The organism is Bradyrhizobium sp. STM 3562 (genome assembly GCF_045571435.1).
Classification (GTDB): Bacteria; Pseudomonadota; Alphaproteobacteria; order Rhizobiales; family Xanthobacteraceae; genus Bradyrhizobium.
The window spans coordinates 3,809,306-3,821,593 of sequence record NZ_CP120694.1; the positions used below are offsets into that span (position 1 = coordinate 3,809,306).

Annotated in this window: 12 protein-coding genes; 7 read left to right on the top strand and 5 right to left on the bottom strand. The window is 61.1% G+C overall.

The window, feature by feature from the left end:
• Positions 1-40: 40 nt before the first annotated feature.
• The 3 genes from P6U23_RS17470 to P6U23_RS17480 all read left to right on the top strand — a co-directional run bounded on the left by P6U23_RS17470 (position 41) and on the right by P6U23_RS17480 (position 1,382).
• Positions 41-535, top strand: coding sequence for an Hsp20/alpha crystallin family protein (locus P6U23_RS17470; RefSeq protein ID WP_407181499.1), 495 nt, complete (start codon positions 41-43; stop codon positions 533-535).
• A 112-nt stretch (positions 536-647) separates the two neighbouring features.
• On the top strand, positions 648-887 hold the full coding sequence (locus tag P6U23_RS17475) for a hypothetical protein (RefSeq protein WP_407180941.1): 240 nt from the start codon (positions 648-650) through the stop codon (positions 885-887).
• A 195-nt stretch (positions 888-1,082) separates the two neighbouring features.
• Complete coding sequence (locus P6U23_RS17480; protein WP_024510800.1) at positions 1,083-1,382, top strand: HU family DNA-binding protein; 300 nt, start codon at positions 1,083-1,085, stop codon at positions 1,380-1,382.
• A gap of 78 nt (positions 1,383-1,460) precedes the next feature.
• Here the strand turns inward: P6U23_RS17480 and P6U23_RS17485 are convergent, their stop codons facing one another.
• Entirely contained in the window at positions 1,461-1,784 is a 324-nt protein-coding gene (locus tag P6U23_RS17485; protein WP_407180942.1) for a hypothetical protein, read from the bottom strand.
• Positions 1,785-1,876: 92 nt separating this feature from the next.
• On the opposite strand from P6U23_RS17485, the gene P6U23_RS17490 reads away from it, so the two are divergent.
• The 3 genes from P6U23_RS17490 to P6U23_RS17500 all read left to right on the top strand — a co-directional run bounded on the left by P6U23_RS17490 (position 1,877) and on the right by P6U23_RS17500 (position 4,998).
• Positions 1,877-3,121: an amidohydrolase family protein gene (locus tag P6U23_RS17490; protein WP_407180943.1), complete on the top strand. Its 1,245-nt coding sequence runs from the start codon at positions 1,877-1,879 to the stop codon at positions 3,119-3,121.
• Positions 3,122-3,248: 127 nt separating this feature from the next.
• Positions 3,249-4,220: an isopenicillin N synthase family dioxygenase gene (locus P6U23_RS17495; RefSeq protein ID WP_407180944.1), complete on the top strand. Its 972-nt coding sequence runs from the start codon at positions 3,249-3,251 to the stop codon at positions 4,218-4,220.
• 370 nt (positions 4,221-4,590) lie between these two features.
• A complete protein-coding gene (locus P6U23_RS17500) occupies positions 4,591-4,998 on the top strand; it encodes a hypothetical protein (protein ID WP_407180945.1) in 408 nt (135 codons plus the stop codon).
• Positions 4,999-5,175: 177 nt separating this feature from the next.
• Here P6U23_RS17500 and P6U23_RS17505 read toward each other — a convergent pair whose 3' ends face one another.
• Entirely contained in the window at positions 5,176-6,162 is a 987-nt protein-coding gene (locus tag P6U23_RS17505; RefSeq protein ID WP_407176980.1) for an integrase core domain-containing protein, read from the bottom strand.
• Between the two features lie 203 nt (positions 6,163-6,365).
• Positions 6,366-7,457: a GDP-mannose 4,6-dehydratase gene (gene gmd, locus P6U23_RS17510; protein ID WP_407180946.1), complete on the bottom strand. Its 1,092-nt coding sequence runs from the start codon at positions 7,455-7,457 to the stop codon at positions 6,366-6,368.
• A gap of 557 nt (positions 7,458-8,014) precedes the next feature.
• Here gmd and P6U23_RS17515 point away from each other — a divergent pair.
• Positions 8,015-9,358, top strand: a complete 1,344-nt coding sequence (locus P6U23_RS17515; RefSeq protein ID WP_407180947.1) for an MFS transporter — start codon at positions 8,015-8,017, stop codon at positions 9,356-9,358.
• A gap of 115 nt (positions 9,359-9,473) precedes the next feature.
• Here the strand turns inward: P6U23_RS17515 and cysN are convergent, their stop codons facing one another.
• Positions 9,474-11,357 carry a sulfate adenylyltransferase subunit CysN gene (gene cysN / locus P6U23_RS17520; protein ID WP_407180948.1) on the bottom strand — a complete coding sequence of 628 codons (1,884 nt, stop codon included), beginning with the start codon at positions 11,355-11,357 and terminating at the stop codon, positions 9,474-9,476.
• Entirely contained in the window at positions 11,357-12,277 is a 921-nt protein-coding gene (gene cysD / locus P6U23_RS17525; protein ID WP_407180949.1) for a sulfate adenylyltransferase subunit CysD, read from the bottom strand. Before cysD ends, cysN begins: the two co-directional genes overlap by 1 nt.
• Positions 12,278-12,288 lie beyond the last annotated feature (11 nt).

A 12,288-nucleotide genomic window follows, 5' to 3' on the forward strand; every position in this document is an offset into this window, starting at 1 on the left:
GAAAGTTTGCCAAAACGTGCTTAGAAAAAAGGAGGACATGATGGCAATCACTGATCTCATTCCCTGGGGCCGCGGCCGCAACGTGGCCGTACGACGCAACGAAGACTACAACCCGATCCTCACCTTGCATCGGGAGATGAATCGCCTGTTCGACGATGTCTTCCGCGGCTTCGATCTCGCGCCCTTTGGCGACCGCTTCTTCGATCGCGCGATGGGCTGGCCGAGCATCGAGGTCAACGAGAGCGACAAGGACGTGAAGGTCACGGCGGAATTGCCGGGACTGGACGAGAAGGACGTCCAGGTCGAGCTTGCCCACGGCGTGCTTTCGATCAAGGGCGAGAAGAAGACCGAGACGGAAGACAAGGATCGGCTGTTCAGCGAGCGCTATTACGGCCGGTTCGAACGACGCATTCCGGTCGAGGACGTTGACGAAGACAAGGTCTCCGCCGCGTTCAAGAACGGCGTGCTGACCGTCACCATGCCGAAGCTGCCGCAGGCGGAATCGAAGGTGAAGCGCATCGCCATCAGCAAATAACGCTCGCGGGAGCATCTGGTGCTCCCGCCTCACCTGCGCGAGCGGGAATGCTGCGCGCAAGGGCTCGGACCTCGCCTTGAAATCGACGCCGGCCGCAGCTAGGCCTGCCTGCATGAGTTCCAACATCGAGCCCCTGGCCAGAGAAATGGCCGCGCGCATTTGCAGGCGGGAAGGCATGCCCGAACCTGAGATCGACGCTTGGGTCGAGCTGCATTGGGCCTGCGCCGCGGCCATGCTCGAGGCCGGGCTGATGGACGAACGGGGGGAATGGGTGCCTGGTCAAGACCTGGTGCGGGGCTTTGAAGCCTACCGAGAGCGGCTCGAACGCTCGCCCAAGCGCTCGGTCGGCTGAGCCTTCGAGGCGCCTCAAGTTGCGGGCGCCGGAGCCTGCCGGGTAGCCTTTAGGCCTATATTTAGGCTCTGAATCTACTGTGACGTGCAAAAAACCCCGAAAATCCCCGGAAAAAACGCGACAAAACTGTGCAGAAGGCTCTAGGTTTTTGCCGGTTCGATTATTATCGCATTCGGACGAATCAGAGGAGACACAATGGCTACCCAACTGTCCAAATCGCAGCTACTCGAGAGAATCTCGACGGCAACCGAACTTTCCAAGCGCGACGTGAAGAACGTCCTGGATACGCTGACCGATGTCGGTCACAAGGAGCTCAAGAAGAACGGGGTCTTCCTTGTGCCGGGGTTCGCGAAGTTCGTGGTCGTCAAGAAGCCGGCGACCAAGGCGCGCAAAGGCACTAATCCATTTACCGGTGAGGAAATGATGTTTAAGGCCAAGCCCGCCCGCAAGATCGTCCGGGCAAGGCCGGTTAAAGCCGCGAAGGACGCAGTCTAAGATAACGACGCAGTCTAAGATAAAGGCCCCCGAAATGGGGGCCTTTTGTTTGAGGGCTGGCGCTACAGCCTGTCGGTCCTAATCGGAGATCACCTCCAGCGCATACACGTCGATCGCGGGCTCCTCATAAGGATGCGCCCTTCGGATAGCCTGCAGAACTTGGCGCAGTCTCTCTTCGGCGCACACGGTCTCGATCCGCTCCTCGTCCACCTCTTCAAGCTTGCCGACTTCGCCAATCGAGGGGTTTGCGCCCGCATTGGGTCTGAATCGGCCGACCCCTCTGGTGGTGAAGGAGCAGTGGGAGTAGTTGCCGATCTGTCCGGCGCCGGCTTGCGCCATTGCGTCGCGCACCTGCTCTCCGAGGGACGCAGGCACAAAGACGACGATCTTGTATTGTCTCATCGAAAACCACTCGCATGCGATCGCCTTGCCGGCGGCCGGCCGGCGGCATTCTTCTTGCTTTTGCCTCGGCGATCGATCGGAGGCAAACCACAATGTCCGCAACGGCCGACATGATTATCAAAAATGCGCGTTTACCGGGCCGGGCCGATGGCCTAGTGGACATCGCGATCTCCGGCGGCGTCATTCTCGCTGTGAATGATCGACTTGCCGTCGATGCTTCCGTGATCGTCGACGCCGAGGGCCGCCTTGTCACACCAGCCTATGTCAATCCGCATCTGCACCTCTGCAAGGTCTGGACCCTGCCGATGATGTCGGAGGCCGCGCTGGAGGGCTATCAGGGCGCCGGCATGAGCGAGGCCGCGAAGGCGATCGATCTGGCCGCCGCGGTGAAGGCCAAGTATGACGCGTCCTGGATCATTCAGAATGCACGGCGCGCCGTGGCCCTGGCGGCGCTCCACGGCAATCTCCATGTCCGTGCCTTTGCCGATGTCGACAGCAAGGCGCGGCTGGAGGGTGTGAAAGCGCTGCTCGCGGTCCGCGAGGAATTTCGCGGCATCGTCGACATCCAGGTCGTTGCTTTCGCGCAGGATGGCATCTTGCGCGAGCCGGGCACCGAGGCCTTGATGCGCGAGGCGATGACGATTGGTGCCGACGTCGTCGGCGGTATCCCCTGGATCGAGACGAGTGAGACCGATCAGCGCAAGCACATCGAATTCTGCTTCGATCTCGCTGCCGAATTCGATGCGGATATCTCGATGCTGCTCGACGATGTCGGTGATGCTGATATGCGGACCTTGGACATGATGGCGCGCGAGGCGATCCTGCGCGGGTTCGAGGGCCGCGCGCTCGCGCACCATTGTCGTGCGATGGCGCTCTATCCGGCAACCTATTTCGGCGAACTGACCGCGCTGTTGCGGCAGGCACGGGTCTCGATCGTCAGCGATCCCCATACGGGTCCGCTGCATGCCCGAGTCAAGGAATTGCTGAATGCGGGCGTCAATGTCTGCCTCGGCCAGGACGACATCTCGGACGCGTACTATCCGTTCGGCAGAAACAACATGCTGGAGGTTGCCTTCCTGGCCTCGCACCTGCTGTGGATGACCAAACGGCGCGAGATCGAGGCTTTGCACGAGATGATCACGAGGCATGCGGCCGAAGCCATCAACCTCGGGCGATACGGCCTGGAAGCCGGCTGCGAGGCCAACCTGGCGGTCCTCCATCAGTCCGATGTCACCGACGCGCTTCGCTTCCACGAGCCGCCACGCCTCGTCGTCAGCCACGGCCGCATCGTCGACGCGAGGCATATGCGAGAGCTGGCGCAGCTTGGGCATGGATGATTTTTGAGCGCGCGGACCGCGTTCTTGCCGAATATTTGAGCGTTGCGAGACGTGCGCTCCGGGCTACCAAGATGCGACGGGGCGTCTTCATGATCGTGAAGCGCGAGTGCGAGGGAGAGCGACCAAGATGCTTGAAGCAATGCGGGTGTCTCAGACCAGTCTGCCGGTGATCGACATCGCCGGCCTGTCATCACCGAAGCTTTCCGACCGACAGGCGGTCGCAGCCAGATTGCGGGCGGCTTGCTTACACAACGGGTTTTTCTACATCTCAAATCATGGCATCGACGAGGCCCTCGTCAACGATGTCTTTGCCGAGGCCGCCGCGTTTTTCGCTTTGCCGGCGGAGGTGAAAGCCGAGGTGGACAAATCCCGTTCCAAGGCCAATCGCGGCTATGAGCCGCTGCAGGGGCAGACGCTGGAGCCCGGCGCGCCGCCGGATCTGAAGGAGGGTTATTACATCGGTCCCGAACACGCGAGCGATGATGCCAGAGTGCTCGCCGGCATGTTCAATCATGGCGCCAATCAATGGCCCGCCTCGCGGCCGCGCTTCAAGCTGGTGATGGAAGCCTATCTCAACGTTATGCTCGAATTGTCCGCACGCATGATGCGCGGCATCGCGCTGTCGCTGGATCTGCCCGAGGACTATTTCGCCGGCTACTGCACGGATGCGATGGCGACGGTGCGGCTGTTGCATTATCCGCCGCAGCCCGCACACGGCAATCCGGCGCAGAAAGGCGCCGGCGCGCATACCGATTTCGGCGGGCTTACGCTGTTGCGTCAGGACGATATCGGCGGCCTGCAGGTCTGGAATCAGGGCACCGGCGGCTGGATCCATGCGGACCCCGTGCCTGGCACCTATGTGGTCAATCTCGGCGACATGATCGCGCGCTGGACCAATGACAGCTACCGCTCGACCTTGCATCGCGTCGTCAACGCTTCGGGCCGCGAACGCTATTCGGTGCCGTTCTTCTACACCGGCAATTACGCGCACAAGGTCGAATGCATTCCGACCTGCCTTTCGCCCGGCGAGCAGCCGAAATATCCGCCGATCACGGTCGAAGAGCATATGCGCGCGATGTACAGGCGGACGTACAAGTAGGAAATGCTCGCGTCTTAGTCGCGATGGAAAGCCGGCAGAACACAAAACAAAGCCGCCAAGCGGATGGTCTCGCTTGGCGGCTTTGCGCTGGGTGGGACCGGACGTTTGGGGATGTGTCCGGCGTTCGATCGATAGCGGATCATTCAGTTGGCGCAACAAAGGCACGCCATTAGCCTAACCGGTCAACCTTAACGTCGCCCCGGCTTAGGTACGGCTCGCCCTGACTTTGGTCGCGATCCATGGGAGTGGTGCTCCGTTCCGCTCCGTCCGGGCAAAAGGAGACGGTCAGGGTCGCAACGAAGATGGCGGCTTTAGCGTTTGTTAACGATCAGTGATGATTGTTAAGACCTGTCGAAGGCGGGCAGTGCTGATGTTCCGGCTATTCTGGCGCGCACGGGCGCCCAATTTTCTCGGCATGCGCTTGGGCGGAAAGGTGTTCAGGGCGCGCTCGGCGGAGCGCGACCTGCAGACGGACCGGCAGCGTGTCGGCTCGATCATGAGTGCGATCGAGACTGCGCTCAGCGAAGCCAAAAACGAACAGGCCGGCCTGACCAAGCGGGTTGATGACGCGTTGGCGCGGGCATCCGTGACCTTTGGCAACGGCACGGACGAATATCTGGGGCGCGAACCGCTCGACAATTATCACCAGGATCTTTTCGCCGCCGAGATTGAGAACGGTCAGCGCCGGCTCGGTGAACTGGCCTCCATGATCGCGCATCTCGAGGGCGTCAAGGCCGCCATGCTGACGCACTTCCCGAACCTTCCCCAACAAAACTAGCGCATGACCCGCACACGCGGGGCCACGCAAGTCCGGCGCATCCGGCGATCGAGTTGCAGAACGAGCGCCTTCAACCCGACCCGTCATTGCGAGGAGCGAAGGCGACGAAGCAATCCAGAATCTCTCCGCGGAAAGATTCTGGATTGCGTCGCTCTCGCTCGCAATTGTGCATGTTCACTAATTCGCTGATCGAATGGTTTGAGTCTGGGCGGCGGCGAAGTCCTTTGGGGTCTTGCCGCCGAGGGCCTGATGAGGTCTGAAGTTGTTGTAGTAGATCAGGTACTCGAACAGTTCATTGGCGAAGTGCTCAAGGTTATCGAAGGTGGCGCCCTCGATGACGTCATCGTCCAGGGTTCGCCAGAACCGCTCGACCTTGCCATTGGTCTGCGGCCGGTAGGGCCTGGTGTAGCGGTGCTTGATGCCGAGCTCGATCAGCATGGCTTCGAAGGGGTGCTCCTCCGGTTTATTGCGGGAGGCGAACTCGGCCCCGTTATCAGAGAGGATCTCGGCGAACTGGACCCCATAGGTGACGCTCAGGGTGTTGATCATCTTCAGGGCCTTGAACATGACCGGCAGCGCCTTTTTCGAGGTCAGGACTTCGGCCCAGGCCAGGCGTGAGCAACTGTCGAGCAGGCTGATGATGAAGGCAGGGCTTGGCGGCGGCACCAGGAACATGTCGCGCGGCAGTTGGTGCAGGTCAATATGGCCGAGTTCCCCGATCTTGTCCTTGATAATGCGGCGTTTCTCCTCACGCATCGCCGGGGTGCGGCGGTTCAGCTCGTGGCGCTTTAGGACGCGATAGATGGTCGATGGCGAGGGTACCGTATCGCGCTGTTCACGCAAGGCGGCATGGATCTCGTATCGGTTCATGCCGCGCTTGCGGCAGGCGACGATCTCCGCCTCAATGCCTTCCGGCTGGCGGCGTTCGCGCCATTTCGGCCCGCGGCGCTGCGGCAGCAGGTCGGCCTCCGCGCCGCTGCGCAGGTAGCGGTTATAGTACTTCCGGAAGGTCTGCGAGCACGTGCCGTGGTGGCGGTAGAAATCCCCGACCCGCCGGAATGTCGCCGATCGCCCCGCTTTCACTTCCTCATACTCTGCGATCAAGAACCGCCACTTCTGAATGTAATTCCGTTCAATCGTCCGGTCGAAGCTGTTGTCGCGCATCGAATCCCCCCTGCGGGCTGGATTCGATCAGCGAATTAGTGAACATGCACAGCAATGACGACGGAGGCGGATGCGCATCCCCTCAATTCGCTTTGCTCGGCGACCGATCGAGCACGATGTATGCAGCGGTTTTCCAGGATCATGCTCAAGCAACGGGAGTGATTGAGCCAAATCTGAGGCTGAGACGAGGCTCAGCGCACCAGCTATTCGTGCCTGGCGAAGTAGCGGAATCCGTGCTGCTTGACGAGTTCGTCGCGCTTTGCCGATTCCAGATCCGCCTGCATCATTTCGCGAACCAGCGCACGGAAGGATGTCTTTGGCCGCCAGCCGAGTTTTTGTTCGGCCTTGGTCGGATCGCCGAGCAGGGCGTCGACCTCGGTCGGCCGGAAGTAACGCGGATCGACCGAAACGACGCATTTTCCCGTGCTCGCGTCGAATCCCTTTTCGTGAACGCCGCTGCCTTCCCACCGGATCTTCAAGCCAATCTCATCCGCCGCGATATCGACGAAGTCGCGAACCGAATGTTGCTGCCCGGTCGCAATGACGAAATCCTCGGGCTGGTCCTGCTGCAGCATGAGCCATTGCATCTCGACATAGTCGCGCGCATGGCCCCAGTCACGCCGCGCGTCGAGATTGCCGAGATAAACCTTGTCCTGCAGACCGAGATGAATCCGCGCAAGTGCCCGGGTGATCTTACGGGTCACGAAGGTCTCACCGCGAACCGGCGATTCGTGGTTAAAAAGGATGCCGTTGCAGGCATACATGCCGTAAGCCTCACGGTAGTTAACCGTGATCCAATAAGCGTAGAGCTTCGCGACAGCGTAAGGCGAGCGTGGATAGAAGGGCGTGGTCTCCTTTTGAGGGGTCTCCTGAACCAGCCCATATAATTCCGAGGTCGAGGCCTGATAGAAGCGGGCCTTCTTCTCCAGGCCCGCGATGCGGACGGCCTCGAGAATGCGAAGCGTTCCCAACGCATCGGAATTTGCGGTGTATTCCGGTTCCTCGAATGAAACGGCCACATGGCTCTGCGCGGCCAGATTGTAGATTTCGTCCGGCTGGACCTGGCTGATGATGCGGATGAGGCTCGAGGAGTCCGTCAGGTCGCCGTAATGCAGCCTGAATGAAGGATCGGGGTCATGGGGATCGAGGTAGAGATGGTCGATACGATCGGTGTTGAAGAGCGAAGTCCGGCGCTTGATGCCGTGAACCTCATATCCCTTCTCAAGAAGGAGCTCTGCCAGATAGGCGCCATCCTGACCGGTGATTCCGGTTATGAGTGCTCGTTTCTTAGCCATCAAAAATCCCGCACAATTCGTTGAAAATCCAGCAATCAGCTCCGCACCGGGAAAGCGGCCTCGGGCTTTGATCGAAAGACCGGATTAATCCACGGCTCGTTGGAACCTATATCGCCCGCGAGATTGCAGGTGAAGAGGACGTCGCGCCTTCCCGATTTGAAGGCCGTGCCGGTGGCCTTGGCCCCGCTGGGCTGAGCAGGCCTTTTCGGACAATGCGTGGCTCAGTGCAAGCGGCAACTTATGTCGCGGGGCTCACGGTCAGCCGCGCCGGACGTGTCGGTTAGCCGGGCGTTTCAGCCCGCAACATGGTCGACCAAGAGGGCCGACGCGGAACGACGCAATTTCCGGTTCCAGGATTGTCGTGCTGGCGGCGAACGCTGACGGTTTCGATCCCCGGTGACGCGCCACCTCACAGCAACTCTTCCGCAGGCAAAACCTCCTGAGACGTGCGTGTCAAGTCGCCGGCGCATGTCGAGGCCGCATACAGATCCCGCAAGCGGTGCTCTGGATCGATGCGGAGGCGCTGACTAGTGTTGCGCCAAACAACAAGCGAGGAAATGATGTCCGGGATAGAGCAGGCGACACCGCGTCTCAAGTTAATCCAGCGTGTCGCGCTGACCATGCTGGTCGTGGCAGGCGTGGTCAATTACATCGACCGGGCAACTTTGGCCGTTGCGAACCCGCTGATCCGCGAGGAGCTCGGGTTATCGATTGCGGATATGGGTTACCTGCTCTCCGCCTTCCTTTGGGCCTACGCCTTCGCGCAGTTGCCCACCGGCGCCATGGTCGACAGGCTGGGCCCGCGAATCCTGCTGACGTTGGGTTTGAGCCTGTGGTCCCTGGCCCAGCTCCTCGGCGGCCTCGTGCAGAGCTTTGGCCAATTCTTCGGAGCTCGCGTTCTGCTCGGCCTCGGCGAGGCACCGCAATTCCCGACTGGTGCGCGGGTCGTCCGCGATTGGTTCAATCAGCGTGATCGTGGCCTCGCTACCGGCATCTTCAACTGCGCATCGTCGCTTGGCACGGCCATAGCAGTACCGTTGCTCACCTTCCTGATGCTGACGTTCGGCTGGCGCGCGATGTTCGTGATCATGGGCGTTGCCGGCCTGATCGTTGCGGCCGTGTGGTATTTGCTTTACCGCAATCCCCACGAACTTGCGTTGACCCAGCAAGAAAACAGGTACCGGACGCAAGGCGATCCGCCCGGCCAGCGAACAAAGGTGACGTTTCGCGAGTGGAAGCTGCTGTTCCGCTTCCGCACGACCTGGGGCATGGTCTTCGGCTATTTCGGCTGCATCTATCTGACCTGGATCTACACCGCCTGGCTGCCCGGCTATCTCGAGATCGAGCGCCACATGAGCGTCAAATATACCGGATGGGCGGCGGCCGTTCCATTTGCCTGCGGCGTCGTCGGTGGCGTGTTCGGCGGATACATCGCCGACATGTTGGTGCGCCGAGGTGTGGCGCCGCTCAAGAGCCGCAGCTATCCCGCCGCCATCGCTTTGCTCGGGACTGCCGCCTGCACCGTCGCCGCGGCCTATGTCAGCAGCAATGCACTGGCGATCGCGTTCATCTCGCTTTCCCTGTTTCTGGTCTATGTCACGAGCACCTGCGCCTGGGCTTTAAGTTCGGTCGCGGTCCCGACCAATTGCACGGCTTCAATCGGGGCCGTGCAAAACTTCGGAGGCTATCTCGGAGGTGCGTTGGCGCCCACCGTCACGGGGCTGATCGCGCAGAAGACGGGATCCTTCGTGCCGGCGCTGGTCGTCGGCGCGCTGATTGGGGTTGTCTCGGCGGGCTGCTATCTCTTCGCTGTCGATCGGCCGATCACAGCGTCGGATATGGACGCGATGTCTGATCCGCAGATGCATCCCCTAGAGGTCGGCGCGAGCCCCACGGAATGAGGCCTACTGCAGTCGCGATCTGAGTGAATCGAGAGAACGCGCGCCCTGCGCAACGACGGTCTCGGTTGAAGACGTTCATCCGGCTCGGCAACTTGATCGGCGGATGCGCTAAAGCCTAGCCGATGATCCCACGCGTGGTCAGACCGTCGATCACCTTCTCGGCGAGGCGTTCTGGCGAGTCTTCGACGGTTTGCAGATAAACCTCCGGCGCTACCGGAGGCTCATAGGGCGCGTCGATGCCGGTGAAGTTCTTGATCTTGCCAGACTTCGCCTTCGAATAGAGCCCCTTCGGATCGCGCCGCACGCATTCGTCGATCGGCGTATCCACGAAGACTTCGATGAACTCGCCGTCGCCGACCAGGTTGCGCACCATGTCGCGTTCAGCCTTGTAGGGGGAGATGAACGAGCAGATCACGATCAGGCCGCTGTCGACCATCAACTTTGCCACCTCGCCGACGCGACGGATGTTCTCGACGCGGTCGGCCTCGGTGAAGCCGAGGTCCCGATTGAGACCATGCCTGACGTTGTCGCCGTCCAGCAGCATCGTGTGATGCGATCGCGCGAACAACTTCTGGTCGACCATGTTGGCGATAGTCGACTTGCCGGCGCCCGAAAGCCCGGTGAACCAGATGATGCACGGCTTTTGGTGCTTCAGTGCGGCGCGCTCCTGTTTGCCGACCGTGAGCGGTTGCCAAGCGATGTTCGTGGCGCGTCGTAACGGAAATGCGATCATTCCCGCGCCAACCGTGCGGTTGGTATAGCGGTCGATGATGATGAATGATCCGGTGCGCCGGTTGGCCTCATAGGCATCGAAGCTGGCGGGCAGGGCAGTGGCGATGTTGCAGAAGCCGATTTCGTTGAGGCCCAGGGTTCGGGCTGCCAGATGTTCCCTGGTATTGACGTCGATCTTGTATTTGATCGCGGTGATGCTGCCGGTTGGGATCGACTGGGTGCCGACCCGGATCGCGTATGACCGGCCGGGTACGAGGGCCTCCTGATCCATCCATATCACATGGGCCGCGAATTGATCGGCTACCTCCGGGCGCTCCGTGGGCCTCGCCAGCATATCGCCGCGGCTGATGTCGATCTCGTCTTCCAGCGTGATCGTCACCGCGTCGCCAGCCTCCGCGCTCGCGACATCGCCGTCGTAGGTCACGATCCGCCTGACCCGCGAGATCCGGCCCGAAGCGGCCGCCACGATGTCGTCGCCCACCGCCACGCTGCCGGAAGCGACAGTGCCGGCGTAACCGCGGAAGTCCAGGTTCGGGCGGTTCACCCATTGCACCGGAAAGCGGAACGGCAGGCCGGCCACCTCGGACTGGATGTCGACACTCTCGAGATAATCCAGCAGGCATGGGCCGTGGTACCATTCCGTGTTGCCGGACCGGTCGATGATGTTGTCGCCATAGCGCGCGGAGATCGGAACGGGCACGATCGAGGTAAAGCCCAGCGTGGAGGCGAAAGCGACGTAATCGCCGACGATGCGGTCGAACACCTCCTTGCGGTAGTCGACCAGGTCGATCTTGTTCACCGCCAGCACGACGTGGCGAATGCCGAGCAGCGAGCAGATGAAGGAGTGGCGTTTGGTCTGGACCAGCACGCCCTTGCGGGCATCGATCAGGATGATCGCGAGTTGCGCATTGGAAGCGCCGGTGGCCATGTTGCGGGTGTATTGCTCATGGCCCGGTGTGTCCGCCACCATGAAGGAGCGCCGCGGCGTGGTGAAAAAGCGATACGCCACGTCGATGGTGATGCCTTGCTCGCGCTCCGCCTCGAGGCCGTCGACCAGGAGAGCAAAATCGATATCGCTGCCGGTCGTCCCGTGCTTGACGCTGTCGCGCGCCAGCGCCTGAAGCTGATCCTCGTAGATCATCTTGCTGTCATGCAGCAGCCGGCCGATCAGTGTCGACTTGCCGTCGTCGACCGAGCCGCAGGTGATGAAACGGAGCTGATCCTTGTTTTCGGGCGCGCCCAGCCCCTGCATGGTGGCCGTATCCATCAGAAGTAGCCTTCCCGCTTCTTTTTCTCCATCGAAGCTGCTTCGTCGCTGTCGATCAGCCGTCCTTGGCGCTCGGAGACTCTCGCGACCTGCATCTCCACGACGATCTCCTCGATGCTCGCAGCCTTGGAATCGATGGCACCGCTGAGCGGGTAGCAGCCGAGCGTCCGGAAACGGATCATTCTCATTTCGGGCGTCTCGCCCGGCTCGAGCGGAAGGCGCTCATCATCGACCATGATCAACGTGCCGTTTCGGCGCACCACGGGGCGCTGTTTCGCGAAATAGAGCGGGACGACCGGGATTTTCTCCAGCATGATGTATTCCCAGACGTCGAGCTCCGTCCAGTTCGACAGCGCAAACACGCGCATGGTTTCGCCCTGCCTGATCCGGGTGTTGAACAGATTCCAGAGCTCCGGCCTTTGGTTGCGCGGATCCCAGATGTGTCCAGGCGAGCGGAACGAAAAAATACGCTCCTTGGCGCGGCTTTTCTCCTCATCGCGCCGCGCGCCGCCGAACGCCGCATCGAAGCCGTAGAGGTCGAGTGCCTGCTTGAGCGCATCCGTCTTCATCACCTGCGTGTGCAGGGAAGACCCCGACGTGATCGGATTGACGCCGCGCTCAATCCCTTCCTTGTTGACGTGCACGATGAGATCGACCCCGAGCCGCTTGGCGGTCTCGTCGCGGAAGCTGATCATCTCGCGAAACTTCCAGGTCGTATCGACGTGGAGGAGCGGGAAGGGCAGTTTGGCCGGATAGAACGCCTTCACTGCAAGATGCAGCATCACGCTGGAATCCTTGCCGATGGAATAGAGCATGACGGGCTTTTTGAACTCGGCCGCCACGTCGCGCATGATCTCGATCGACTCGGCCTCCAGTCGCCGCAAATGCCGCGGCAGCGTACGGTTTGCCGGTTTGACCATGGATTGAAAAT